Genomic DNA, 23,891 nt, shown 5'->3' with positions numbered 1-23,891 from the left:
CCAATCGGAACCGGCCTTTCTATTTGTTTAGAAAAATTCTCAAACACGTTCCTGGATCTTCCGAAATGACCAAACTGACCATCGTTGCTTTCGACGGCACGCAACACGAACTCGACGTGAGCAACGGCTCCACCGTAATGGAGAATGCCGTGCGCAATTCCATTCCCGGCATCGATGCCGAATGCGGCGGCGCCTGTGCCTGTGCCACCTGTCATGTCTATGTCGATGACCAGTGGACAGAACGCGTCGGCCCGCCCGAACCGATGGAAGAGGACATGCTGGATTTCGCCTTCGATGTGCGCCCCACATCGCGTCTTTCCTGTCAGATCAAAATGACGGATGCGCTCGACGGTCTCGTCGTGCATGTGCCGGAACGCCAAGGCTGAGTTAAAGCTGACTGCAGAAAAAGATTGAGCGGCAGTGGGTAATTATCCACCTGCCGCTCCAGTTGGGCACGTCACCAGCAGGCGGGGGAGGAAGGCACCTGCGGCTTGAGACGCACCGGGAGAACCCGTGCGAGAAAACTCAAACTCATCGACTAACTGGTGATCACTATTCACGGTAACTAATACGTGAGTCTCTCGCCGGAGGCCACGACAAGAAGTCAACGATCATTATCCGGCAAAGGCGCAAGCCTCGCGCAAGCTCTGGATGTTTAGGGCAGGGTGATTGCGCTCTTAGTCTGCGGACTTGCGTTGTTGAATGCGATTTTTCAGCAGCCGCGTCATTCTGGCGTCGAAGTTTTTGGATTCCACCACGTCGAACCGCATCTGGTCTTTGTCATGTGCATCCATCACGTCCTGCGTGACCTCCGCCACCATTTTCTGCATTTTCTCGCAGTTTGCCTGCGGACGTAAGGCGCGAAGGCGCCTGTCCAGTGTGCGGGCGTAGGTGCGGGCAATTTCGGCGTGGCGTTCTTCGTGCCGCTTGATGTCTGCCGACAACGTGTCCCAGATCAGGGCGAGATCGGCATTGGTGCGCCGACGGTTGGACCAGCGCGGAAGCAGGATTTTGGTGTTCAGCGTTACTTTCACCGTGCCGACACCACACTTGCCGCCCTGTTCCACATAGGTAAGTTCACCGCCGAATTTGATTTCGGTTGCGCCCGGATGCCGCGATCCGGTGGATTTGGTGATAGGGCCGTGCTGGGAAAGCTCCCGGTCCAGATCTTCCGCCGTCTTGCCGCCAATGGTGAAGTAGGCGAAGGTCTTGTTACTGATCGCTTCCGCCGCCGCGAAATGCGGTGCGGAAAGCAATAAAACACCAGCGATGAACGCTCTACGCAAAGGGGATAGCTGGCTCATTTCCCGGCCTTCCGGTTGAACTTGCCGGATGATTGCGGCATAGAGCGCGAAAGCTCCGCACTGTTGCGGAAACCGTTTTTCGGTCTTGATTTCGTTGCTGATAATGCATTCGGAGTGGGAACGATAATAATGGCAAGGCACTCCGTAATTTCGGAAAGGCGTGTGTTACTTGATAACAGCCAGTACCAATGTGTGGCAAGCGGCCCATGGGCGCTCCCTGAAACTTGATGGGGATGGCCTTATTATGGCCATCGTAAATGCGACGCCGGATTCCTTTTCCGATGGCGGCAGGTTTCTGGGCGTAGATCAGGCCGTTGTCCATGCGCTGAACTGTGTTCGCGATGGCGCTCACATCATCGATATCGGTGGCGAATCGACAAGACCGGGTGCCGCCAGCGTAACGGATGCCGAAGAGCAGGATCGTGTGCTTCCTGTCATCGAACGGCTGTCGAAGGAAACCGATGCGCTGATTTCAATCGATACCTATCGGGCATCCACCGCGAAGCTGGCAATCGAGGCAGGCGCGCACATCGTCAATGATGTCTTCGGTCTTCAGAAAGATTACGATATGGCGGGCACCGTGGCCCGCAGTGGTGCGGGCATCTGCATCATGCACACGGGTCGCGAGCGGGAGAAACTGGCGGATGTGATTGCCGACCAATATGCTTTTCTGAACCGCTCTCTGGAGATTGCAGGTTCCGAAGGTATCGCCAGAGACTGCATCGTGCTCGATCCCGGTTTTGGCTTTGCCAAGGATGTGGATGAAAATGTCGCGCTGATGTCGCGTTTCGATGAGCTTGGGGGCTTCGGCCTGCCTATTCTGGCTGGCACATCGCGCAAGCGGTTCATCGGTTCGCTGACGGGGCACGAGGCGGTGGAAGACCGCGATGTGGGCACAGCGGCGACAACAGCAATATTGCGGCTTGCGGGCGCGGTTGTTTTTCGTGTTCATAATGTTGCGATGACGAGAGATGCACTGGCCATTGCAGACGCCGTTCTGAAACAGAAAAAACAAGGGGAGGAACGTTCATGAGCCGCTACACTATCCTTTTGAAGAACTGCTCCTTCTTCGCCCGCCACGGGCTGCTGGAACAGGAGGAGGCACTCGGCCAGCGTTTCTTCGTCGATGCAGAAATGGAAGTCGAAGCCGGGGATGCGCTGGAGACAGACCAGATCGGCAACACTGTCGATTACGGCGTGGCCTTCGCCGTCATCGAAAAGATTGTGGTCGGGCAGCGGCGTTATCTGATCGAGGCGCTGGCGAACGATATCGCGACCGCTCTGCGCAAGCGTTACCCGCAAATCACATGGGTAAAGATCACCGTTCGCAAACCATCGGCGCCGGTTCCCGGCATTCTCGATTACGCACAGGTGAGTGTCGAACAGCATGGCTGATGAGATGATAGCGGCGACGCTGGGCCTCGGCGGCAACATCGGCGATCCACCGGCGGCTATGGCGCAGGCGTTGACTGCTCTGGATGCTCACGAAGCATGCCGCCTCGTTGCGGTCTCACACCTCTATAAGACGCCGCCTTGGGGAAAGACGGATCAGGCCGACTTTTTCAACTGCTGCACCATGATCGAAACATCGCTCTCCGCAGAAGCACTGCTCGATCTCTGTCTCGATATCGAACGCGGCATGAAGCGCGTGCGCATCGAACGCTGGGGACCGCGCACCATCGATATCGATGTGCTCACCTATGGCGACCAGACTATCACCACCACCCGCGTCGAAATTCCCCACCCACGAATGACGGAACGCGCCTTCGTGCTAATGCCACTTGCCGATATCGCACCGGATTTGGTGGTGAAGGGCAGGCGGGTTGGCGAGTGGCTGGCGGATGCTGATAAGGCGGGGATTGTTCGGGTAGATGCTTGGCCAGAGTCGCTTTCGGTGCAGTTACCCCGCAGTTGATGCGGGGCTGTCCGGCTTAGGATTCCGAGCACCTACCAGCGACAAAAGAGACTTGAGGAGAAGCGGCGAATCCAATCTCGACCGTCATCCTCGGCATCGAGCCACTGCTGTCCGGTTTAAACTGAGATGGTGGTTTGGGGCGAGAACAGCTCCCCCAGCCGTCACCCCGCACTTGATGCGGGGTCCAGCAGACGCGCGTCTGCGCGTCAAAAGGGTTTTTCAGACCAAGGACTTGGTCTGACTGGATGCCGGATCAAGTCCGGTATGACGGAAGTGGGTATTGGCGTTGCCACGTTCACAGCCAGCGTTGCACTGGCGAGTCCGAATTCGTACAGAGTACAAAAAACGAAATGCAATCAAAACCCTATATCAAGTCGATAAATCTCAACCGGACGGTAGCGGGCTTGGGTCGAGCATAACGCAAGTGGGCTTTGATATCCTCATCGGTCCCAGTACGACGGAAAGAGAACGTACTAGGACAGACCGCAAAGCTGCAGCCAACCTCTAAGCTCTTCAGAATACTTAAGGCTTGATAGATCCAACCGGCAGATTATCGATGCCGCGAGCGAGTGTCAGGCCGATGACCGGGATCATCTGGTCGGCCACCTTCACGGAGATGGTGATGTTCATGGAGTTGTCGTTGGCAACGCGGGCAACCATCACGCCATTCAGCTTGGCGCGGTTGATGCCCACGACAACCTTGTCGCCGCTGACCTGGCCGGAGACGATGTCCAGACCTTTGCCATCGGAGCCGTCGAGGAACTTGCCTTCGTAGCTGCTGCCCTTTTTGGATATGACTGCGGACATGGGCTGCTTGAACACGCCGACGCGGCAGGTGCCGCCGAGCTTGATGCCGGTTTCCTTGTCGCCCAGCGATTCGCCGGTCAGATCACAGGTGAATTTCGTGCCCTTGTATTTGCCCGCGACGATCTCGCCGGGGCCGGACCATGCGCCTGCAACGGAGCCGAAAAATACGTCGTCACGCGAAGCCGCCTGCACGTCGGAAACTGCAAGCCCGCCGCTAACGGACATAACGGCGGCAAGTCCGCCCAGAAGCGAAAAGAAGCGCGAATACATGATACTTTCCCTGGCGAATAAGCCGCTTTGTGTGGGAGCAATCTATGTCGCGAATGGTTAATGGATGGTTTATTTGAGCAAAATAAGGATAATGAATTGTAACCTTTTGGGGCCTCAGGCCCCTTGAATCCAAGGCTTTTCGCTGTTCTTTCCACCCTTCAGATCGGGCGTCAGATCCGACATGAAATCGCTGATGCCCGGCCGCTTGAGCGCCCGGAAGGGTAGCGGGCGGCAGAGGTCCATCGCCGCGATTCCTATGCGTGCCGTCATCAGGCCATTGATGACACCTTCGCCCAAACGCGCTGAAAGCCGCGAGGCAAGGCCGTGTCCCAGCACCTGCTGAGCGAGGCCATCGCCCACGGCAATAGAGCCGGTCACGGCAAGATGGGCAATCACGTCCCGCAAGAGGCGGATCATGCCGAGCGTACCGGGACGGCCGCCGTAAAGCTCGGCCATGGAGCGGACGAGCCTCGTCACTTCGAACAGGACATAGGCAAGGTCCACGATCGCACGCGGGCTGACGGCTGTGACAACGGAAACCCGTTTTGAGGAGTTGAGAATGAGCGCGCGCGCCTGCCGGTCCAGCGGGCTCAAAAGCTCGCGTTCGGCAAGTTCGATCAGATGTGGCCCGTCGATGACATCGTTTTCCGTGTCCTTCAAGGCTGCTCGTCCGCGTGCTGTCTCCGCCCGGTGAGACAAAACGGCTGTCAGGCGGCTGATCACGGCGCGTGCGGCAGTCGGCTTCTTCTGTGCAGCAGCTTCTTCCGCATCCGTCTTCAGTGATTGTACGGCATTCAGCCGCATGATGCCGAACACCTCGCGCGCAACAAGCGCAAGAACTGCGCCTAAAGCGACGATAAGAGCCACCGTCGCTGTGTACCCAAGCCAGTCCGAGTGTGAGAACAGGTCACGGATCAGTTGGTCCGCCCAAAGCCCGAAGGCGAGGGACAGAAGAACGCCGAAAGCGCTCATGGCAAGCTTACCGAAGGAAAAGCGGTGCTTGCGCGGTTCAGCGACGGGAAGTGGTGCGGCGTCGATTTCTTCAGGGGCAAGAAACGGGTCTTCTGCCTCCGGCACCATGGAAACTTCCGCATCGAAGCTGCGCGGCGGACGTTTCATGGCGGATGCGCGATGATCCGTGGTCGCTTCGTTTTCCAGCGTGAATGCGGTGGGGCGGCGGGAGGAACCGTTGTTATCGTCTTTCATGCGAGCTTGTCTCCAAACAGGAACTGCATGGCGCGATCCAGCCTGATATGCGGAACCGAAAGCTTCACGCCGCCAGAGGTCTCTTCAAGCTTCGGCGGGCGAAAGCGGATGACATTGACATCCGGCAGGTCGGCGCTTGCACCCTCAGTATCGATCTGGCGAAACAGCGGTTCCGGGTCTTCCGGTAAATCGCCGGGGAAAATGGCGGTCGAGCGGTTGCCGTCGAACATTTCGCCATTGATGGTTTCGCCAGCAATCGGCGTACCGACGATCACCGGCAGTGCATGGCCATCCTGCCGTACGCTCGCTTCCTTTGTCGCGCGCACCGAAGCCAGCGCCATCACCTCGATGCCAGCTCCCGTCATTCCAATGGTCGTGATTGCGCGGTCGACCAGACGCCGTGTCAGGCTCTCAAGCCTGTCATGGCTTTCATGATGCAGATGGTCTGCCTTGGTTGCGGCGACCAGAACCTTGTCGATGCGCCGCCCGACCAGAGATGAAAGCAGGCTGTTCTTGCCGGGCCGGAAACAGGTCAGCACATCGCCCAAGGCGCGCTCTAGATCCTGCACGGCCTCCGGCCCTCGATTGACCGCCTGAAGCGCATCGATCAGCACGATCTGTCGATCCAGCCGGGCAAAATGCTCGCGAAAGAACGGCTTCACGACGATGGATTTATAAGCCTCATAGCGCCGCTCCATCATGGCGCGGAGCGAGCCTTTCGGCGCTTTCTCATCAGTCAGTCCGGGCAGCGGCGAGAAGGTGAGGGCAGGCGAGCCTTCCAGATCACCGGGCATCAGAAACCGCCCCGGCGGCAGAGTGGAAAGCGAGCGCTCGTCGGATTTGCAGGCCTTGAGATAGGCGGCAAAGCTTTCCGCCAAACGCCGCGCGGTCATCTCATCAGCGGGAGCATCGATATCGATGGAAGAGGCGATCTGCAGCCACTCACGCGCAAGTTCCGCCCGAATGCCAGTCTTCGCAAGTGCAACGGTGCTATCGCTAAAAGTCTTGTAGTCCTGCGTTAAAAGTGGCAGGTCCAGCAGCCACTCACCCGGATAATCCACGATATCGATTGACAGGCGGCCCGGCGAAAACCAGCGGCCCCAGCCGCTTGCGCTCTGGTAATCCAGCGTGATGCGAAGCTCTGAGATAGCGCGGGTGGAATCCGGCCAGATACGATCACGCACCAGCGCCTGAATATGGTCCTCATACTGGAAGCGGGGGATGGCATCGTCCGGCTGCGGCTCCAGTCGCACATTGGAAACGCGACCCGAACGAATTGCCTCGAACAGCGGCAAACGCCCACCATTCAAGAGGTTATGCACCAGCGAGGAGATGAACACGGTCTTGCCAGCGCGCGATAGCCCGGTAACGCCAAGCCTCAATGTCGGGTTTGTCAAGGCGCTCGCGCGATCCGCGAGGTTATCGATTGCGATCAGCGCGCTGTCGGTGATGGACGTTAGGGATGGCGGCAATGACGGTTTCCCACAAAAATATTCGGCTTTCGAAAAATATATAGGGAAGTCGCATGCTCAAAAAAGAAGCGAAGGCCGGAAAGTTTTGGTTGGATGCCGCTGGCGCGTTACGGGGACAGGAATTCAACGAAACGCCATTCCAGCGTTTCACCGTCGCTTCCCGCTGATGCATCCAGCATGGCAAGGCCCGCCGTGGGGAAGCCATCGGGCAGGGCAGCCTCCAATGCTTCGTGCCCGATCAGCGCTTCCACCGTGCCTTCCATCGTCGGATTGTGACCTACGAGCATGAGGGAGCCGATATCCTGCTGGCCGAGAATGAGAGCCAGATAGGTTTCCGGCTGCGCATTATACATCTCATCCACATAGGAGATTTCCACGGACTCGTTGAAAGCCCGTCTCAGCGCATCCGTCGTTTCGCGGCAGCGCGTGGCGGTGGAGCTGAGGATAAGATCTGGCTTGTAGCCCTTGTCGGCGGCGCGGTCGGCAATCAACTCCGCCTGGGAGTAACCCTTGTCGTCCAGCTTCCGGTCGAAGTCTCGCTCACCCGGATTAGCCCATGCGGCTTGCGCATGGCGCAGCAGATAAAGCCGGAAAGGTTGTGGTTGCAGCACTGGCATTTCCGGAGCATCCCATGCGGTTGTGAAGATCGGAGCTCAGCTTTACAGGACTAGACTGGGATGCCGCAAGTGCCTCTCTGTATAGGCAAGTCCAGATAATGTGATTGAAGAAATAATTCGTGTTTTGCCAATAAAGCATAAAAAATAATCGTTTAGCTGATTTTTGTGACAGATTTAAAAATGCATGAAAATCGTTCTGCAGACTTGAACGGCCACACGGCATTGGAGTATACCCGCGCCATGTGAGATGTTCTTCGAGGAGAATCGCGTTGAGTGAGAAGATCGATCTTAGCAATTATGTGCTCTCGGAAAGCGACGAGTTCATGAACACCAATCAGCGAGCCTACTTTCGGGCGAAGCTGGTCGGCTGGAAAAACGACATATTAAGAGAAGCGCGCGAGACCTTAGGTCATCTCGCAGAGGAAAGCGCCAATCATCCCGATCTCGCAGACCGGGCATCTTCTGAGACAGACAGAGCAATCGAACTTCGTGCCCGCGACCGCCAGCGCAAATTGATCTCCAAGATCGATGCAGCACTTCAGCGTATCGAAGATGGAACATACGGCTACTGCGAAGAAACCGGCGAGCCCATCGGCATCAAGCGCCTAGACGCCCGCCCCATCGCCACGCTCTCCATCGAAGCCCAGGAACGCCACGAACGCCGCGAAAAAGTCTATCGCGACGAGTGAGTGACTTCTACATTCTTATGGTTTGCAGGCCGTGTCGGAAACGACGCGGCCTGTTTTCTTTTTACATCTAAGGGCTACATGTCGCCTTTATGATCCGAGGGCGCTGACGTCTCGTGGCGGCGTGCGCTGACTGTAACCGATCTCATTCTCATTGAATTAAGAAAACCCGCCGCTTGGTGCGACGGGTCTATAAGCAGTCGAGTGAAATCCCTATCTGTTACTCGATAACCACTTCACGCTCGCGTTCAGCGCGTGCAGCACCGATGCTGCCGCCGAAGAGGGCGGCGACGGCGCCGATGATGAGGGCGCCGAAGGCGACGTAGGAGGCGGCGGAGACGGCGGTTGCCGTTGCCTGTGCGGCTTCCGTCGCGCGGGTCTTGGCCTGTTCTACGGCCTGGCGATACTGGTTTTCATAGTCCGTTACCTGCTGGCGGGCCTGATCGACCGGGATGCCTTGAGCGCGGGCCAGTGCATCGGCGGCGCGGTTGCGGGCGTCTTCGGCCTGGGCCTGATCGCCGGTCAGAACCGCACGAACGGCGCTGACGGCAGCATCGCGCAGCGCCTGCGGATCGTTGCCGCCGCTTGCTTCACGAATGCGCTGTTCGATGGTCGATACAGGGTCCGTGGCGTTGGCGATGGAAGGGGCCGCTGCCGTTGCCGCTGTCGCGATGGTGGAGCCTGCGCCGGAGAAAACGCTGGTGACGCCGGTAAACGCGCCGCCGACGAGGGCGCCGACAGATGTCGTCAGCATATAGAAGACGACGAGGGTCGTGACTGCCCATGTGGTCAAGCCATGCAGCGCGCCGGTGGAGCGGGACGCACGACCGGACATGCGGCTTGCGACATAACCGCCGATGAAGGCTGCGATAATGCCGCTTGCGATGACCCAGATGACGGACCCGGTGGAAAGCGACATTGCCGATGGCGTGTCATTTTGCGCTGGATCGATGACACCCGCGCCAATGGCGACGCCTAATAGGTTGAGAAGCAAGTGCAAGGTCAATGCAACTGCAACGCCGGCAAAAACGCCGCCCCAGGAAATGCGAGTAGTAGGTTGCGGCAATAACGCGCCGCGTACGCCAGCCGGGGCTGCTGCATATCTTACTTCTTCAGCCATTGAAGACTCTCCTGTTCGTAACGCGGTAGTCGCGTATGCGAGCAACGGGCTTTCAATGTCTTTGTTCCAAAGCAAAAACGAAAATACTAATCAAGCAGCAGTGGATGCTAAGCAACTGAAACAATAAGGTTTCGACTGTAACGATGCGGGCTCTGCTTAAAGAGACTTTCGGTACGAATTTACCGGTTCAACGGCTTTCTCAATCTGCCTGCCGCATCCTGAATATATTGCCATGCCACGCGCCCTGAGCGACCGCCACGGGTGGTGGCCCATTCCAGCGCCTCATGGTGCAGAACCTCACGGCTTAGCCCCAGATCGAAATGCTCGGCGTAACCGTCGATCATGGTCAGATAATCATCCTGGCTGCATTTGTGGAAGCCGAGCCAGAGGCCAAAGCGATCCGACAACGACACTTTCTCTTCCACGGCTTCCGACGGGTTGATTGCGGTGGACTGCTCGTTCTCCATCATATGGCGCGGCAAAAGGTGACGGCGGTTGGAGGTGGCATAGAAAAGCACATTGTCCGGGCGGCCTTCAATGCCGCCATCGAGAGCCGCCTTCAGCGATTTATAAGCGGTATCGTCATGGTCGAAGGAGAGGTCGTCGCAGAAGAGAATGATTCTGTGTTCTGTGGACTTCAGTATGTCGAGAAGTGCGGGGAGGGTGTGGATATCCTCCCGGTGAACCTCCACAAGCTTCAGCGAAACACCGCTTGCCGCTCGCACGTCTTCGTGAACGGCTTTGACCAGCGAGGATTTTCCCATGCCGCGCGCGCCCCACAACAAAACATTGTTGGCAGCGAAGCCTTCGGCAAAACGAAGCGTGTTTTCATGCAGAATGTCGCGCACATGGTCGACACCCCGGATCAGCTTCAATGCTATCCTGTTCGGCCGTTTCACGGGCTGCAGCCAGGCGTTTGCGGGAACCCAGACGAAGCAATCGGCGCTATTCCAGTCGTTTGCCGCAGGTGCCGGGCCTGCGAGCCGCTCCACCGCATCCGCAAGACGGCGAAGTTCTGAAAGCACGAGCGCATTGGTTTCTTCAGGCGTCATGGTCAAGGCTCCTTGCGGGCTGTCACCTCCCGGCGGCTGGCCGGTATAGAGGCTGTATAGGCATAGAATTTGGGCGGGGTAGCATGGTGTTTCCGTTGCCGAAAGGTTATGAGGCGTGGAAACGGTACGCGGGGCAGTCTCTTTCTGTTGCATTCTAGGGGATCGCAACTATATTCCGGCGGCTTGAAAGCTGGCCGTGGCTGAGACTGCGTCCGAAATCTGAGGAGTTTTTTATGTTCATTAGCCAAGCCTTTGCTCAGGATGCAGCAGGCGCACCGTCAGCTCTTGGGTCTGGCCTTGAGATGCTTTTCCTTTTTGCGCCTCTCATGGTGGTATGGTATTTTTTCCTTATCCGCCCGCAGCGCGCGCAGATGAAGAAGCGTCAGGAAACGCTTTCCTCGGTTCGTCGTGGTGATCAGGTCGTCCTGGGTGGCGGCATCGTCGGCAAGGTGACCAAGGTCATCGACGACAATGAACTCGAAGTGGAAATCGCCGAAGGCGTCAAGGTCCGCGCATCGCGCTCCTACATTGCCGAAGTGCGCGTAAAGGGTGAGCCGGTTAAGACCGAAGCTCCTGCAAACGCGAAATAATAATAAGCAGGCTGCGGAATAACGCAGCCTGGGTTTTCACACCCAAACAAGACCGAGACCGAAATGCTTCATTTTTCCCGCTGGAAAACAGCCTTTATCTGGCTGGCCGTGCTGATAAGCGTCGTCATCGCTTCGCCAAACCTGTTCACCGACAAGCAGTTGGAGAGCATGCCGAACTGGTACAAGCATAATAAGGTGACGCTCGGTCTCGACCTTCAGGGTGGCTCCCACATCATGCTCAAGATCGAGCGTTCCGATATCGTCAAGGAACGTCTCGAAACCATCGTCGGCGATGTGCGTGCGCAGCTGCGTGATGCCAACATCCGTTACTCCGGCCTAGCCGGCAACGGCCAGCAGATTCAGGTGCGCATCAGCGATCCCGCGCAATATGAAGCGGCCAAGAACGCGCTTCGCGATCTGACGCAGCCGGTTTCCGCCGGTACGCTTGTTGGCCATTCGGTAACGGAAGTCTCGATGAGCGATGGCGGAGACAATCTGCTTCGCCTCAACCTGACGGATGAGGGTATCGATTACCGCCTGTCTTCGGCCGTTTCCCAGTCCATCGAAGTCGTTCGCCGCCGCGTGGACGAACTCGGCACCACCGAGCCTTTGATCCAGCGTCAGGGCAATGACCGCATCATCGTTCAGGTTCCGGGTCTTCAGGATCCTCAGCGTCTGAAGTCGCTGTTGAACCAGACTGCGAAGCTGTCCTTCCGCATGGTCGATACGACGATGCCAGCGCAGGAAGCCATCAATGGCCGTCCTCCGGCTACGTCGGAAGTTCTCTATTCGCAGGATGATCCGCCGGTTCCTTATCTCGTTGAGCGCCGTGCGCTCGTATCGGGTGACAACCTCGTTGACGCGCAGGCAAGCTTCAACCAGCAGAACAACGAGCCGGTCGTTACTTTCCGCTTCGATAGCCGCGGTGCCCAGCGCTTTGCGCAGGCCACGCAGCAGAATGTCGGTAAGCCTTTCGCCATCGTTCTCGATAATCAGGTCATTTCCGCGCCCGTCATTCGCGAACCCATCATCGGCGGTTCCGGCCAGATTTCGGGTAACTTCACCGTTCAGGGTGCAAACGATCTGGCCGTGCTTCTGCGCGCTGGTGCGCTTCCGGCTACTCTGACGGTGGTTGAAGAACGCACCGTTGGCCCGAGCCTCGGTAACGATTCGATCACTGCCGGTCTGACTGCATCCGCCATCGGCGCGGTCGGCGTCGTCATCTTCATGTTCGTCTTCTACGGCTTCTTCGGCCTGCTGGCGAACATCGCCCTTATCGTCAACATCGTGATGCTGCTGGCGGTGCTCAGTATCATCGGATCGACGCTGACCCTGCCGGGTATTGCCGGTATCGTCTTGACCATCGGTATGGCAGTCGACTCGAACGTTCTGATTTATGAACGCATACGTGAAGAAGTGCGAAGCGGAAAACCGCTGATCTCATCGCTGGAAAACGGCTTTACCCGAGCCTTCGCGACGATTATCGACGCCAACCTGACGACCTTCATCGTTGCCAGCGTGCTGTTCTACATGGGCACGGGCCCGGTCAAGGGCTTTGCGGTAACACTCGCAATCGGTATTCTGACCACCGTCTTTACCGCCTATACGCTGACTGCCTGGCTGTTCGGCGTCTGGGTTCGTCGCAGCCGTCCGAAGCATCTGCCTAAGGGTGTTCGCACCGGCATTTTCGACGCCAAGGACATTCCGTTCATGCGGTATCGCCGCATCGTGTTCGGCATCACCGGCGTCATCATGGCGGTCTGCATCGGCGGCTTCGTTACCAAGGGTCTGAACCTCGGCATCGACTTCCAGGGTGGCTCGATCATTGAAGTACAGTCCAAGAGCGGCCCTGCCGATCTGGCGGATATTCGCGAAAAGCTGAGCGGCCTCAATCTTGGTGAAGTGCAGGCGCAGAGCTTCGGTTCTCCGCAGGATGCGCTGATCCGCATTCAGGCGCAGGAAGGCGGCGAAAATGCCGAGCAGTCTGCGATCACCATGGTCCGTGGCGAGCTGGAGGACAAATACGACTTCCGTCGCGTTGAAGTTGTCGGTCCCGCGGTTTCCGGCGATCTGACCTTCACGTCCACCATCGGTATCGCGCTCGCCATGGTCGCGATCATGGCCTACATCTGGGTCCGGTTCGAGTGGCAGTTCGCGCTCGGCGCGATCATCTCCATGGTACACGACGTGGTGTTTACCATCGGCCTGTTCGTGTTCCTGGGGATCGAATTCAACCTCACCAGCATCGCGGCAATCCTGACGATCATCGGTTACTCGCTCAACGACACGGTCGTCATCTATGACCGTGTCCGAGAAAACCTGCGGCGATACAAGAAGATGCCGCTGTCCATGATCATCGACGTATCGCTGAACCAGACGCTCTCGCGCACGATCCTGACGGGTCTGACCGTCATGCTCGCGCTGCTGTCGCTCTATCTGTTCGGCGGTGAAGTCATTCGTTCCTTCACCTTCGCCATGCTCTTCGGTGTCGGTATCGGCGTGTTCTCGTCCATCTACATCGCAGCGCCTGTGCTGATCGCCTTCAAGCTTCGTCCTAGCGGCGATGATACTGAGGACGAAAAGTCCAATACCAAGCCCGCCCTCAACGGCAAACCGGCGGTCTGATGGCTGGCGGAATTGAGATACGCCCGGCCCATTTTCCCGGCCGGGCGCCCATCGATGCCTATGGTAATGGCGGGTTTCGCTTTGCGGATATGTCGCACAGAGGCTCTCTCCTGTGCCTGCCATCCGGCATTCACGGCTGGGACGCGACCCAGGACGCCAAGCTTACCGTAGAAGATTTTGCCAAGGTTCTGGAACAGGCCGCCGACATCGAGTTTCTGTTGATCGGGATGGGTGACTCGATGCGGGTCGTTCCGAAAGAGCTGAAAGCGGCCCTGAAGGACGCAGGCATCTCGGTCGACCCGATGAGCACGGGTGCTGCGGTAAGAACATACAACATCATGCTTTCGGAATCACGGGCGGTTGCCGCTGCGCTGATTGCCGTCGAAGGCTGAAAGAACGGTTATCCATGACGGAGCAAGTCGCTGGCGGCGAGGCTGACAAAAGCGCTGATGCGGGCACATGCCTGAACATGCTGCGCGACATGGATCGCGACAGATATCTGGCCTGCCTGCTTGCACCGGAAGAGTATCGTGCCTCGCTTGCAGCGCTTTACGCTTTCAATGCCGAAATTGCCCGTATTCGCGATACGGTGCGGGAGCCGCTACCCGGCGAAGTTCGCATGCAGTGGTGGCGGGATTTGCTCGAAGGCAACGCCCATGGCGACAGCCATCGCCATCCGATAGCCGCCGCACTTCGGGATACCATCGCCAAACATAATCTACCGCGCCAGACGCTGATCAATATGATCGAGGCGCGGATATTCGATCTCTACGACGACATGTTCGAAAATCGCAACGCGCTGGAAGGTTACGCGGGCGAAACCGCCTCCGCCCTGATCCAGCTGGCCAGCATCGTCCTTTCGCCGCAAGACGCGGCGCGTAACGCGGAAACGGCCGGCCATGCCGGTGTGGCGCAGGCCATGGCAGGCATGCTGCTTCTCATGCCCCTTCATCGCCGCCGCGGTCAGGTCTATGTTCCGCAAGACATGCTGGCAGCAACCGGGCTAGATCGAGAGAGCTTCCTTGAAGGTGCGGACAAGGACAGGATCAAGGCCGTCATAGAGATTTTCTGCGCCCACGCGCAGGATCATCTGAACAAGGCAAGACAGTCACCATTTCCCACTTCTCTGGCACCCGCATTCACACCCGTCGCGCTCGTCGGCCCCGTGCTGAGCAAAGCCCGTAACGCAGGCGCCGGGCTTCTGGACCGCGATATCCAGCTCCCACTTTTACGCCGCCACTGGCTGTTGGCTAAAGCGGCTTATCTAAAGCGTTTTTAAATTTTGAGATCGGTTTCGAATTAGTCGATCTCGTACTGAATTTAGAGCGTTTCCATTTAACAGGGAAACGCTCCAACCCCGCAGTCACAAGCGCAACTTGTATCGCAAATGCGCCGCCACCAATGCAGTAGCTCCATCAAGCGATTCCGCCACGCGATTGGCGTATCAGATCATGAGGCTCTTCACATACCGGCGTAACTCGCAATCCTTTCGCGGTATACGCTTTACGCTGAATACGCTATCGAGAACGGACAGGTTCACATGCGGCGAGCGCATGGACCTTGGAACTTTACGAGCATAGAGCGAGCCGCGCCCCTGCCGAACCTGATCGATCAGCTCGGGCGTAATAAGCGCGCTTGTGCAATAATCGCATAAGGTGATTGGAAGCGCGAAATCGATCCCACTCGCGGCGAGACTGGCCGCCACCGTTGGCGGTATGACTTCTTCGGTGTTGAACCCACACGGAGTCATCGGGAAGTGGGAAATGTAGAGGCGGACAATTCTGGAGAATATCCGGGTGCTGTAGAACTGGCCCTCTGCCTGACCGGCAAAAAAGCATGGCAAGTTCACGCTGTTAAGAAAACTTCTGACGCGATGATCGCTTGCTACGTCTGTGCGGAAGCCTCCCCAATCTGCGGTCATATCATACATCTGAGTATGGCATCCCATCACATATCGCGAAACATGGTCCGCCAGACCCTTTTTAACGAGGAGTTCATTGGACGAGATCATGACAATCTTGTCGAACACCGCACCTCTTTCCAATGCGTGGAGAAAGTTGCTGACATGAGTATGCATCAGTCCTTCGTTCCACCGAGTTTCATATGAGCTGGGATTAATGAACACGTTCTCGAAATTGCATTCCCGACGGAAATCATCAAGCAGGTCTACGGACCCCGCTGAGACGTGAATGCAGATATAAGAGCCGGGGCAGAAGTAATTGATATTCTCAATCTGATCCCGAACGATTTCGGGCATTTCATGTACAGGCAAAGAAAATAGAATTTTAGCAGCCATTGAAGAAGTTCGATTCAGTAACAGGAAAATGGATCATGCTGATGAAGTTTACGGAACGGCATAGCCGCAAGGCTCTGCATCGATACTCGAGCTAACTTATGGCCTCGCGGCCTTCTGATGCCTGCTTGTGAAGCTTTTCCCAGGGATCGTAACCGCCCGAGTCAGTGCAGCTAATCGCGAAGATGTCCTTCAAAACGCCGGAGCCAATATGGATGGGGCGAAGCGACTTAGCTTTTCCAGGCGCGTAAATCGCGCCTTTTCCTGTCTGAATCATAGAGACGATCTCGTCAGAAACCTGGACGTGAGAGCTATGATCGATGAATGTAATCGGCATAGCCACATCGCCGCCGTTCATGCCATAACACATAGCGATCGTTGCGGGAACGATCTGCTCGCTTGGAAAGCCGCAGGGTGCGAGCGGAAAATTATCCAAAAAAATGCGTTCCAGCGACTGAAAAATCGTCTTCTTGAAGAATTGACCTTCGGCCTGTCCTCCAGCGAATACCGGAAGCCCAAGCGTTGAAAGGAATTTCTCGATCTCTGGGAAAGCCAGCGTTTCTTCGCGGAATATCGACCAGCTTTCGAACGTCTCGACTGCATCGAAAAGCTCGATCTGAGTTCCCAAGGCGTGTTTCGCGAGATGTTCGGAAAGACCGTGACGTAAGAGCAGTTCATTAGGCGAGCAGAGCAGGATTTTGTCGAAATCGACACCTTGCTCGATTGCGTAACGAAAATTGCTCACATGCGCATGCAGGCACCCTTTTTTCGGCAATACCTCGTAAGAAAGCGGATTGACGATGATGTTGTCTAAATTGACATAGGTGGACAACTCATGACGAGTAAACTGCGCATTGGCTGCTAAGTGAACGCACACGAACGAATTGGGGCAAAAATGATTCAGATTCTCAATCTGTCGCCGCAGTAAATCCGGGCGATCATCTACTGTAATAGAGAATAATATATTTCCCATTTTTTCCATTTTTACTTTAAAAACCAATTGGCAAATTCTTTAATGCCAATTGAAGTTGTTTTCTTAGTTATTACAATATTACACTTATCATTGCAGCGCAAGCGTGGATGCAACTATGTTTGATAGCGTGCATTCTCACGTTTCCTGCGTAAGTACTGAATATAATGAGATATTAGCGCAGTGTTTTTATAACAAATCGAAATATTATTTTGATCTGCAAACGCACCGGGAACTGCCTATCTTCTCGATAGATTCCTGATTTCCTGATCGTCTGCGACGCGGATGGGCGTGAAGCCAAGCCTTGGTTTCCAACCGTCGGCGAAATCGTATCGCTCCACGCTCACGCAAGCCTTGGCCCTTAAGAATCGGGATTAGCTTTGGTGCAATCTGCGCCGTGACCTAACTTGCCGCCCATGGAGCGACATCGATGAATCTGACGGTCTGGATCATCATCCTCATCCCGCTATGCGTATTTGCCTATTACGTATGGCGCATGAGGCGCGACTCGGATGACGATAGTCGTCACGATACGGGGCAGGCGATTCTTGATTTTGCCCGGGCGTTTCCGATTGAGGCGATCCGAAGCCTGCATATGACGGCGGATGGAAATGCCGTGTTCGTGCGCTTGCACGACAATAAGGCGGGCTTCATGCGCAACATGGGGTCGCATTATGTCTGCATGCTGCTGGATCCCGAGTGCATTCGCGTCGAGCATCTGGAAACGGGTGACGGTTTCGTCGTCACCTTTGCGGATAGTCCGAAATATAGCGGTTCATATCGCTTCAGAACCGTGGGCGAGGCTGCGGAAGTGTCGCTCTGGTTGCTCGGTAGCTTTCTGGAAGCAGCCGAGCCGGAGCCCCGGGCAGATCAGGCAGCGGAGCCCGAAACGACGCTTTCGCCTTCGTCTTCCCCATCGACCTGATTGAAGACAGGCGGTTCGACGCCGAGCCATGCCGCGCAATCGTTGAGTGCGCGCATGGCCATCAACTGCCGCTTCATGATGGTCTTGTCCTTGCCGCGAAAGCGCTTAACGCCTTCCGGCTTGACGATGGAGCCTGGCGCGAGCTCCGGGAACAGGCCGAAATTGATGTTCATCGGCTGGAACGAGCGCTTACCCGCCTCTTCATCGGTGGAGAGATGGCCGCCGGTGATGTGGTTCAAAAGTGAGCCCAATGCGCTCGTGGCTGGCGGGAGGCTGACAGCTTCTCCCTTCTGCTCCGCGCTGGCGAAGCGGCCCGTCAGAAGCCCGATGGATGCGCTTTCCACATAGCCTTCGCAGCCGGTGATCTGCCCGGCAAAGCGTATATCTGGACGAGACTTCAGCTTCAGCGAAGGATCGAGCAGGCGTGGCGAATCGATATAGGTGTTGCGGTGCAGGCCGCCGAGGCGCGCAAATTCCGCATTTTCGAGGCCCGGAATCATACGGAAGACTTCCGCCTGCGCGCCATATTTCAGCTTCGTCTGGAAGCCGACCATGTTGTAAAGCGTGCCCAGAGCATTGTCCTGGCGCAGTTGAACCACGGCATAAGCCTTCACTGTCGGGTTATGCGCGTTGGTCAGGCCCATCGGCTTCATGGGGCCGTGGCGCAGCGTTTCGCGACCGCGCTCGGCCATGATCTCGATTGGCAGGCAGCCATCGAAATAGGGCGTGCCTTCCCACTCCTTGAAGCCGACCGTATCCCCGGCGATCAATGCGTCGATGAAGGCGTAATACTGCTCCTGCGTCATCGGGCAATTGATGTAATCCTTGCCGTTTCCGCCGGGGCCAACCTTGTCGTAGCGCGATTGATACCAGCAGATATCCATGTTGATGCTGTCGCGATGAACGATCGGCGCGATGGCATCGAAAAAGGCGAGGGCATCTTCGCCCGTCTCTGCCTGAATTGCGGAAGCGAGATCCGGCGAGGTAAGAGGCCCCGTCGCGATGATGGTGTTGCCCCACTCCTTAGGCGGCAGGCCGGAAACTTCCTCGCGGACGATGGTGACGAGCGGATGCGCTTCGAGTTCTGCCGTAACAGCATCGGAAAAGCCATCGCGGTCCACGGCAAGCGCACCGCCAGCCGGAACCTGATGCTTATCCGCGCAGGCCATGATCAGTGAGCCGGCAAGGCGCATTTCCGCATGGATGACGCCCACGGCATTGGCGGTCGCATCATCGGAACGGAAAGAATTGGAGCAAACGAGTTCGGCAAGTCCATCGCCCTTGTGAGCATCCGTACCGCGCACGCCGCGCATTTCATGCAGAATAACGGGAACACCGGCCTGCGCTATCTGCCATGCAGCTTCCGAACCGGCGAGACCGCCGCCGATGACGTGAATGGGAGAATTCTTCTTGTCTTGCATCGCACGCTCGCATCGCCAACCGGCACTAGTATGTGCAACGGGTCGACCATCTGTGTTGGATTGGCTTGAGCCTCACATCAGGAGGCGTTTTGCGGGATGCAGTATCACGAGCGGTGCCGACCGCCAAACATTTTCCACCCGGTCTCGACAAGCCTATAGCCAATGGAGGTGCAGTGAGAATCGAAAACGGCGCCAATGGCGCCGTTTCAATTGCCTATCGCTCAGTTACCCGATGTCCGTGGGAGGTCAGCCTGTCGGGTAACGTCTTGACGCTGATTAGCGGAACGAACGGGCAGCAACGTTACGGATGTCGTAACGGGTCAGGCCGATATCGCTGAGGGCCTGGTTGGAGAGGCTGCCGAGTTCGTTAAGGGTACGACGGTAGCTGATCCAGTTCTTTGCAATGCGGAGCGGGTTCATGGGTGTTTCCTCAATCTTTGACTTGTTTTGATCTTTGAATTCTGCCTGCCGGGCCGCTGGTCATCTGCGCTCTCGGCTGTTGATGTGTATATACATATCGACAGCCCTGATTTGGAGTGCAGATTTTGAGCGACTGCCATGCATTTGTGCAATGTGTCGGCTAATTTTGCATCTTCTAAGATTGATTGCGCATTTTTTGAGCGATTGAGAGCGGACGAAAAGCGCTTGAAAAGCAGACAAAAGAAAAGGCCCAGAGCGAGAGCTCAAGGCCTTTTGGGAGGTATCTCAACCCGGCGGCATTTGCCGCCAGTCAGATATTAGATGCCGACGGCGGTGCGGGCAACGCGACGGATGTCGTTGCGGCCAATGCCGAGGTCGTTCAGTTCGCGGTCGCTCATGCGGCCAAGTTCAGTTACGGTCTGACGATACTTGCGCCAGTTGTTCAGCGAGCGTGCAATGTTCATGGTCTTCATCCTTGGTTCGGTCTGTCAGCGCCGCTTGGGATCGGCTCTGAACTTGTTTGCTGAGCCCGAATATAATCGTTTTAGCGGGAACAAAAACAGACAAAGAAAGATGCCACCTATGCGCTGTACGCAGGTCAAGCGATGAATCCTGTGTAATTTCGTTAATGAATGCATAATTCGACGCCATTTTAGCAGGATTTGTGAGTATTCTTATATCGATTGATGCATGGAATGCCGTTGATGCACGTAATGCTTGTGCCGTCGCTCCAGGTTTAATGCGCCTGCATATTTAAAGACGTTGCGATATTTCTCCGGCTAAGTTGGCACCTGTTGAGCCAAAGGCGATTCTCGGTCGCTTCGCGAGTTGGGCAGGGGAGGTTGGCGAATTTCCAGCTTCGGCATTCGCATTATTGTCATGTATGCGTCTGGAAGCCATGGAAATAGGCCGTGTATGGCTTCATTTTTCCTTTGCGCTGCTGAAAACGGATGATATAGAGACGCCGCGCTCCGGAAGGCCTCATGTGCCAGATGTTGTTTATGTGGATTTAAAGAGCGCGGGTATGGCGGAATTGGTAGACGCACCAGATTTAGGTTCTGGCGACGAGAGTTGTGGGGGTTCGAGTCCCTCTACCCGCACCATAAATCGCCGGGAAACAGGGTGAAGTGTTTTGCTTTACGGTTTCCCTGGCTCAGGCACAATTGCACCGCAACGCGCCTGTGCATGCAAGTTTTATAGCCACGGCCGGTGAATTTAGGTTCCGGCGCTGTGCTCGAAAGTAAACCAACGGCTGTCTGAGCACCGCCGCCATGATGTGAAGGTATGAAAATGCAGGTTATCGAAACGCTCGCTGAAGGGCTGAAGCGCGAAATCAAGGTCGTCATTCCGGCCGCTGACATGAAGGCTCGCCTGGACGAGCGCCTCGCTGACGCCAAGGACAAGGTCCGCATTAACGGCTTCCGCCCCGGCAAGGTGCCCGCTGCTCATCTGAAGAAGATGTATGGCAAGTCCATCATGGCAGATCTCGTCAACGAACTCGTTCGCGACAAGCCTTCGGAAATCATCTCCAGCCGTGGCGAAAAGTCTGCAACGCAGCCTGCAATCTCCATGACGGAAGACGAAAAAGAAGCTGAAAAGATTCTGTCTGCCGAAGCCGATTTCGAATTCAACCTCGCTTACGAAATCATCCCGGCAATCGAACTGAAGTCGAATGACGGTATCAAGGTAACGCGCGAAGTCGTTGAAGTTTCGGAAGACGAAATCAACGAGCAGATCCTCAAGATCGCTGAAAGCGCCCGCACCTACGAGACCAAGAAGGGCAAGGCCGCTGAAGGCGACCGCGTCACCATGAACTATCTCGGCAAGGTCGATGGCGTTGCATTCGATGGCGGTGCTGCTGAAGATGCAGAGCTGGTTATCGGCTCCGGTCGCTTCATTCCGGGCTTCGAAGACCAACTGGTCGGCGTCAAGGCTGGCGACGAGAAGCAGATCACCGTTACCTTCCCGACTGAATATCCGGCTGCTGAACTGGCAGGCAAGGAAGCCACCTTCGACATCACCGTCAAGGAAGTGGCTGCCGCTGCCGACGTTGAAATCAACGACGAACTGGCAACCAAGCTCGGCCTCGAATCCGCTGAAAAGCTCAAGGAAATCGTTCGCGGCCAGATCGAAAGCCAGTATGGCAACATCACCCGCCAGAAGGTAAAGCGTCAGATTCTCGACCAGCTCGACGAACTCTACAAGTTCGAAACGCCTACTGGCCTCGTAGACGCAGAGTTCGACAACATCTGGCGTCAGATCAACACCGATCTGGAACAGTCCGGCAAGACTTTTGCTGACGAAGACACCACGGAAGAAGAAGCACGCGAAGAGTATCGCAAGCTTGCTGAGCGCCGCGTTCGTCTCGGCCTCGTTCTCTCCGAAATCGGCGAGAAGGCTGGCGTTGAAGTTACCGAAGAAGAAATGCAGCGCGCGCTGTTCCAGCAGTTGCAGCAGTTCCCTGGCCAGCAGAAGGAAATCCTCGATTTCTTCCGCAACACGCCCGGCGCTTCCGCTTCGCTCCGCGCTCCAATCTTCGAAGAAAAGGTCATCGACAAGCTGCTGACCGAAATCTCCGTTACGGACAAGACCGTTTCCAAGGAAGAGCTTCTGGCTGACGACGCTGAAGAAGGCGCCGACACCAAGAAGAAGGCCCCCGCCAAGAAGAAGGCCGCTGCCAAGGTAGACGCCGCTGAAGGCGAAGAAGCCGCTCCGAAGAAGAAGGCCCCTGCCAAGAAGAAGGCAGCAGAAGGCGACGCAGAGTAATCTGCTCTTCTCATTGATGTTTCTGAAAGGCCGTGGCGAAAGCTGCGGCCTTTTTTGTTGTTGGGGTTATTATTTGCCCAAAGTTCTAACTGATTAACGGCTCTTCACTGCCGTCATTCTGGGGTTTATCTCACTGCTGTTCGGTTTAGATTTTCGGAGTAGCCTTAATCTACTTATGCTGCTTCATTTTGGATATTTTTGCGATCTGGACGTCGATGAGAGAACGATATTTGCCGGGGGAGATGAGCGTCGCAAAATCCACCTCCGTCATCCTCGGGCTTGTCCCGAGGATCTGCAACCGATTGATTTTGTTGACGTTGGTAGATCCTCGGCACAAGGCCGAGGATGACGGAGGTGGGTGGATTTAACATCTCTCCTTAAACCTCTGGCTTTGTATAAAGGGCTCAACAATCTAAACCGGACAGCAGTGGGTTTGTCGCTGAGGTCTAAATCCCCCTCTGCAGATGCAGCGTGGTAGATTCCCGGGACGGGCATTCTTGCCTGGTTTGACTGAGGTACGTTTTGGGCGAAAACGTTTCCTCCCCCCGTCACCCCGGCCTCGAGCTGGGGTCCAGCAGGCGCGCGTCTGCGCGTCGAAAGAGTTTTTCAGACCAAGGACTTGGTCTGGCTGGATCCCGGATCAAGTCCGGGATGACGGGAGTGGGAGTGCCGTTGCTACATTCGCAGCTGGCGTTGCACTGGCCGGTCCGAATTGCGGATTACAAAAGGCGAAATGCACTCAATACCCTATGCCAAGCCCATAAGTCTCAACCGGACAGCAGTGGACATGATCCGGTATCCAGTCAGACCAAGTTCTTGGTCTGGAAGGCTCTTTTGACACGCAGACGCGCGTCGGCTGGACCCCGGCTTGAGGGCAGGGTGACGAGCGGAGAAACCGCTTTCGGCCAAAACCACCCTCTCAACTTGAGCAAAACAGTGGTGGCATCACGCAGACATGAAGGTTTCGGCGCCGCCTCTCCTGGGCCTGTGATTCTGGCAGTCGTGCAGACATCTAAGTCGGAAAGCGATAGGGCAACTCCTGCATCACGAGATCAGGTCTGGGCTTTCCCTACCTGTTGCCTCCCGATCACAATGCAGTGCACAATGACATTTTGCTGCATCTGCTCTTGTTCATCTCCCGTTCATCTGGCACCCTTTGGTCAGTGATTTGCCCGATGCCTTTGCGCATCGTGGGCAATGTGTCGCCTCTGGTGGCCCGGCTTTATGCCCTCAGTTTCATCTCTTTTTCAGGCGTGTCTGGTGATGCGGTTGCGCCTGTCGGTTCGCTGTTGCCTATGGGCGAGCAGCGGGAAGGCTGGCGTGCAGGCGCTGGCAGGTAAATGATTCCGGGTGATCTCCGAATTTCAGGATCGCCCAAGCCAAGACGAGGCTTGCTGTTTCTCCCAAGGGCGGCTCTCCTCTTAAAGCTTGA

General features: G+C 56.3%; 24 protein-coding genes and 1 tRNA gene. 13 read left to right on the top strand and 12 right to left on the bottom strand.

What is annotated here, in order from left to right; translation table 11 throughout:
- Positions 1-65: 65 nt before the first annotated feature.
- Positions 66-386, top strand: coding sequence for a 2Fe-2S iron-sulfur cluster-binding protein (locus CFBP5473_RS08720; RefSeq protein ID WP_027673066.1), 321 nt, complete (start codon positions 66-68; stop codon positions 384-386).
- 291 nt (positions 387-677) lie between these two features.
- Here CFBP5473_RS08720 and CFBP5473_RS08715 read toward each other — a convergent pair whose 3' ends face one another.
- Positions 678-1,304, bottom strand: coding sequence for a DUF922 domain-containing Zn-dependent protease (locus CFBP5473_RS08715; protein WP_027673067.1), 627 nt, complete (start codon positions 1,302-1,304; stop codon positions 678-680).
- 244 nt (positions 1,305-1,548) lie between these two features.
- On the opposite strand from CFBP5473_RS08715, the gene folP reads away from it, so the two are divergent.
- The 3 genes from folP to folK are packed head-to-tail and all read left to right on the top strand — an operon-like array spanning position 1,549 to position 3,219.
- Positions 1,549-2,337, top strand: coding sequence for a dihydropteroate synthase (gene folP / locus CFBP5473_RS08710; RefSeq protein WP_084631338.1), 789 nt, complete (start codon positions 1,549-1,551; stop codon positions 2,335-2,337).
- Complete coding sequence (folB, locus tag CFBP5473_RS08705) at positions 2,334-2,699, top strand: dihydroneopterin aldolase (RefSeq protein ID WP_027673069.1); 366 nt, start codon at positions 2,334-2,336, stop codon at positions 2,697-2,699. The genes folP and folB overlap by 4 nt, the downstream gene beginning before the upstream one ends.
- A gap of 4 nt (positions 2,700-2,703) precedes the next feature.
- A complete protein-coding gene (gene folK / locus CFBP5473_RS08700) occupies positions 2,704-3,219 on the top strand; it encodes a 2-amino-4-hydroxy-6-hydroxymethyldihydropteridine diphosphokinase (protein WP_037170610.1) in 516 nt (171 codons plus the stop codon).
- 522 nt (positions 3,220-3,741) lie between these two features.
- Here folK and CFBP5473_RS08695 read toward each other — a convergent pair.
- The 4 genes from CFBP5473_RS08695 to CFBP5473_RS08680 all read right to left on the bottom strand — a co-directional run bounded on the left by CFBP5473_RS08695 (position 3,742) and on the right by CFBP5473_RS08680 (position 7,591).
- Positions 3,742-4,296 carry a hypothetical protein gene (locus CFBP5473_RS08695; protein WP_027673070.1) on the bottom strand — a complete coding sequence of 185 codons (555 nt, stop codon included), beginning with the start codon at positions 4,294-4,296 and terminating at the stop codon, positions 3,742-3,744.
- A 114-nt stretch (positions 4,297-4,410) separates the two neighbouring features.
- Positions 4,411-5,502 (bottom strand): YcjF family protein, encoded by a 1,092-nt coding sequence (locus CFBP5473_RS08690; protein WP_027673071.1) that lies wholly within the window; start codon positions 5,500-5,502, stop codon positions 4,411-4,413.
- The gene (locus CFBP5473_RS08685) at positions 5,499-6,974 is read right to left on the bottom strand and encodes a YcjX family GTP-binding protein (protein ID WP_027673072.1); all 1,476 of its coding nucleotides are present in this window, start codon (positions 6,972-6,974) and stop codon (positions 5,499-5,501) included. Before CFBP5473_RS08685 ends, CFBP5473_RS08690 begins: the two co-directional genes overlap by 4 nt.
- A 107-nt stretch (positions 6,975-7,081) precedes the next feature.
- Positions 7,082-7,591 (bottom strand): SixA phosphatase family protein, encoded by a 510-nt coding sequence (locus CFBP5473_RS08680; RefSeq protein ID WP_027673073.1) that lies wholly within the window; start codon positions 7,589-7,591, stop codon positions 7,082-7,084.
- A 269-nt stretch (positions 7,592-7,860) separates the two neighbouring features.
- Here CFBP5473_RS08680 and dksA point away from each other — a divergent pair, with 269 nt between their 5' ends.
- Positions 7,861-8,280, top strand: a complete 420-nt coding sequence (dksA, locus tag CFBP5473_RS08675) for an RNA polymerase-binding protein DksA (RefSeq protein ID WP_027673074.1) — start codon at positions 7,861-7,863, stop codon at positions 8,278-8,280.
- 217 nt (positions 8,281-8,497) lie between these two features.
- Here the strand turns inward: dksA and CFBP5473_RS08670 are convergent, their stop codons facing one another.
- Together CFBP5473_RS08670 and CFBP5473_RS08665 are read right to left on the bottom strand one after the other, a co-directional pair.
- Positions 8,498-9,397 carry a BAR domain-containing protein gene (locus tag CFBP5473_RS08670; protein ID WP_051441094.1) on the bottom strand — a complete coding sequence of 300 codons (900 nt, stop codon included), beginning with the start codon at positions 9,395-9,397 and terminating at the stop codon, positions 8,498-8,500.
- A gap of 179 nt (positions 9,398-9,576) precedes the next feature.
- Positions 9,577-10,449 (bottom strand): ATP-binding protein, encoded by an 873-nt coding sequence (locus CFBP5473_RS08665; protein ID WP_027673075.1) that lies wholly within the window; start codon positions 10,447-10,449, stop codon positions 9,577-9,579.
- A 233-nt stretch (positions 10,450-10,682) separates the two neighbouring features.
- Between CFBP5473_RS08665 and yajC the strand changes: the two genes are divergently transcribed.
- From yajC to CFBP5473_RS08645, 4 genes are all read left to right on the top strand, one after another.
- Positions 10,683-11,039 (top strand): preprotein translocase subunit YajC, encoded by a 357-nt coding sequence (gene yajC / locus CFBP5473_RS08660; protein ID WP_027673076.1) that lies wholly within the window; start codon positions 10,683-10,685, stop codon positions 11,037-11,039.
- 63 nt (positions 11,040-11,102) lie between these two features.
- Positions 11,103-13,664, top strand: coding sequence for a protein translocase subunit SecDF (secDF, locus tag CFBP5473_RS08655; protein ID WP_027673077.1), 2,562 nt, complete (start codon positions 11,103-11,105; stop codon positions 13,662-13,664).
- Positions 13,664-14,056: an Mth938-like domain-containing protein gene (locus CFBP5473_RS08650; protein WP_027673078.1), complete on the top strand. Its 393-nt coding sequence runs from the start codon at positions 13,664-13,666 to the stop codon at positions 14,054-14,056. The genes secDF and CFBP5473_RS08650 overlap by 1 nt, the downstream gene beginning before the upstream one ends.
- Before the next feature lie 14 nt (positions 14,057-14,070).
- A complete protein-coding gene (locus tag CFBP5473_RS08645) occupies positions 14,071-14,943 on the top strand; it encodes a phytoene/squalene synthase family protein (RefSeq protein WP_084631342.1) in 873 nt (290 codons plus the stop codon).
- 165 nt (positions 14,944-15,108) lie between these two features.
- Here CFBP5473_RS08645 and CFBP5473_RS08640 read toward each other — a convergent pair whose 3' ends face one another.
- Entirely contained in the window at positions 15,109-15,960 is an 852-nt protein-coding gene (locus CFBP5473_RS08640) for a hypothetical protein (protein WP_027673080.1), read from the bottom strand.
- A 91-nt stretch (positions 15,961-16,051) separates the two neighbouring features.
- A complete protein-coding gene (locus tag CFBP5473_RS08635) occupies positions 16,052-16,957 on the bottom strand; it encodes a hypothetical protein (protein ID WP_136954335.1) in 906 nt (301 codons plus the stop codon).
- Between the two features lie 400 nt (positions 16,958-17,357).
- On the opposite strand from CFBP5473_RS08635, the gene CFBP5473_RS08630 reads away from it, so the two are divergent.
- Complete coding sequence (locus tag CFBP5473_RS08630; RefSeq protein ID WP_234881741.1) at positions 17,358-17,852, top strand: hypothetical protein; 495 nt, start codon at positions 17,358-17,360, stop codon at positions 17,850-17,852.
- Here CFBP5473_RS08630 and trmFO read toward each other — a convergent pair.
- From trmFO to CFBP5473_RS08615, 3 genes are all read right to left on the bottom strand, one after another.
- Positions 17,798-19,273 (bottom strand): methylenetetrahydrofolate--tRNA-(uracil(54)-C(5))-methyltransferase (FADH(2)-oxidizing) TrmFO, encoded by a 1,476-nt coding sequence (gene trmFO / locus CFBP5473_RS08625; RefSeq protein ID WP_027673082.1) that lies wholly within the window; start codon positions 19,271-19,273, stop codon positions 17,798-17,800. The two genes, CFBP5473_RS08630 and trmFO, sit on opposite strands and share 55 nt — an antisense overlap.
- Before the next feature lie 276 nt (positions 19,274-19,549).
- Positions 19,550-19,693 carry a DUF1127 domain-containing protein gene (locus tag CFBP5473_RS08620; protein WP_084631345.1) on the bottom strand — a complete coding sequence of 48 codons (144 nt, stop codon included), beginning with the start codon at positions 19,691-19,693 and terminating at the stop codon, positions 19,550-19,552.
- Between the two features lie 317 nt (positions 19,694-20,010).
- On the bottom strand, positions 20,011-20,157 hold the full coding sequence (locus CFBP5473_RS08615) for a DUF1127 domain-containing protein (RefSeq protein ID WP_084631348.1): 147 nt from the start codon (positions 20,155-20,157) through the stop codon (positions 20,011-20,013).
- Positions 20,158-20,711: 554 nt separating this feature from the next.
- Between CFBP5473_RS08615 and CFBP5473_RS08610 the strand changes: the two genes are divergently transcribed.
- The 3 genes from CFBP5473_RS08610 to CFBP5473_RS25035 all read left to right on the top strand — a co-directional run bounded on the left by CFBP5473_RS08610 (position 20,712) and on the right by CFBP5473_RS25035 (position 23,799).
- Positions 20,712-20,796, top strand: a tRNA-Leu gene (locus CFBP5473_RS08610).
- A gap of 187 nt (positions 20,797-20,983) precedes the next feature.
- Positions 20,984-22,459 carry a trigger factor gene (gene tig, locus CFBP5473_RS08605; protein WP_027673083.1) on the top strand — a complete coding sequence of 492 codons (1,476 nt, stop codon included), beginning with the start codon at positions 20,984-20,986 and terminating at the stop codon, positions 22,457-22,459.
- A 1,175-nt stretch (positions 22,460-23,634) separates the two neighbouring features.
- Positions 23,635-23,799 carry a hypothetical protein gene (locus CFBP5473_RS25035; RefSeq protein WP_157835776.1) on the top strand — a complete coding sequence of 55 codons (165 nt, stop codon included), beginning with the start codon at positions 23,635-23,637 and terminating at the stop codon, positions 23,797-23,799.
- The last annotated feature ends 92 nt before the right edge of the window (positions 23,800-23,891 follow it).

It is taken from the genome of Agrobacterium larrymoorei (assembly GCF_005145045.1).
Classification (GTDB): Bacteria; Pseudomonadota; Alphaproteobacteria; order Rhizobiales; family Rhizobiaceae; genus Agrobacterium; species Agrobacterium larrymoorei.
The sequence above is the reverse complement of the archived record's forward strand: the minus strand, read 5'-3'. Positions and strand labels throughout refer to the sequence as shown.

What these genes read in the sequence shown, in the direction of transcription:
- tig (WP_027673083.1), top strand. Translation starts at nt 20,984, where the DNA reads ATGCAGGTTATCGAAACGCTCGCTGAAGGGCTGAAGCGCGAAATCAAG.
- CFBP5473_RS08695 (WP_027673070.1), bottom strand. Translation starts at nt 4,296, where the DNA reads ATGTATTCGCGCTTCTTTTCGCTTCTGGGCGGACTTGCCGCCGTTATG.
- folB (WP_027673069.1), top strand. Translation starts at nt 2,334, where the DNA reads ATGAGCCGCTACACTATCCTTTTGAAGAACTGCTCCTTCTTCGCCCGC.
- CFBP5473_RS08680 (WP_027673073.1), bottom strand. Translation starts at nt 7,591, where the DNA reads ATGCCAGTGCTGCAACCACAACCTTTCCGGCTTTATCTGCTGCGCCAT.
- CFBP5473_RS08650 (WP_027673078.1), top strand. Translation starts at nt 13,664, where the DNA reads ATGGCTGGCGGAATTGAGATACGCCCGGCCCATTTTCCCGGCCGGGCG.
- CFBP5473_RS08715 (WP_027673067.1), bottom strand. Translation starts at nt 1,304, where the DNA reads ATGAGCCAGCTATCCCCTTTGCGTAGAGCGTTCATCGCTGGTGTTTTA.
- CFBP5473_RS08615 (WP_084631348.1), bottom strand. Translation starts at nt 20,157, where the DNA reads ATGAACATTGCACGCTCGCTGAACAACTGGCGCAAGTATCGTCAGACC.
- CFBP5473_RS08620 (WP_084631345.1), bottom strand. Translation starts at nt 19,693, where the DNA reads ATGAACCCGCTCCGCATTGCAAAGAACTGGATCAGCTACCGTCGTACC.
- CFBP5473_RS08640 (WP_027673080.1), bottom strand. Translation starts at nt 15,960, where the DNA reads ATGGCTGCTAAAATTCTATTTTCTTTGCCTGTACATGAAATGCCCGAA.
- CFBP5473_RS08630 (WP_234881741.1), top strand. Translation starts at nt 17,358, where the DNA reads ATGAATCTGACGGTCTGGATCATCATCCTCATCCCGCTATGCGTATTT.
- CFBP5473_RS08645 (WP_084631342.1), top strand. Translation starts at nt 14,071, where the DNA reads ATGACGGAGCAAGTCGCTGGCGGCGAGGCTGACAAAAGCGCTGATGCG.
- secDF (WP_027673077.1), top strand. Translation starts at nt 11,103, where the DNA reads ATGCTTCATTTTTCCCGCTGGAAAACAGCCTTTATCTGGCTGGCCGTG.
- CFBP5473_RS08670 (WP_051441094.1), bottom strand. Translation starts at nt 9,397, where the DNA reads ATGGCTGAAGAAGTAAGATATGCAGCAGCCCCGGCTGGCGTACGCGGC.
- yajC (WP_027673076.1), top strand. Translation starts at nt 10,683, where the DNA reads ATGTTCATTAGCCAAGCCTTTGCTCAGGATGCAGCAGGCGCACCGTCA.
- folP (WP_084631338.1), top strand. Translation starts at nt 1,549, where the DNA reads ATGGCCATCGTAAATGCGACGCCGGATTCCTTTTCCGATGGCGGCAGG.
- CFBP5473_RS25035 (WP_157835776.1), top strand. Translation starts at nt 23,635, where the DNA reads ATGCCTTTGCGCATCGTGGGCAATGTGTCGCCTCTGGTGGCCCGGCTT.
- trmFO (WP_027673082.1), bottom strand. Translation starts at nt 19,273, where the DNA reads ATGCAAGACAAGAAGAATTCTCCCATTCACGTCATCGGCGGCGGTCTC.
- CFBP5473_RS08690 (WP_027673071.1), bottom strand. Translation starts at nt 5,502, where the DNA reads ATGAAAGACGATAACAACGGTTCCTCCCGCCGCCCCACCGCATTCACG.
- folK (WP_037170610.1), top strand. Translation starts at nt 2,704, where the DNA reads ATGATAGCGGCGACGCTGGGCCTCGGCGGCAACATCGGCGATCCACCG.
- CFBP5473_RS08665 (WP_027673075.1), bottom strand. Translation starts at nt 10,449, where the DNA reads ATGACGCCTGAAGAAACCAATGCGCTCGTGCTTTCAGAACTTCGCCGT.
- CFBP5473_RS08720 (WP_027673066.1), top strand. Translation starts at nt 66, where the DNA reads ATGACCAAACTGACCATCGTTGCTTTCGACGGCACGCAACACGAACTC.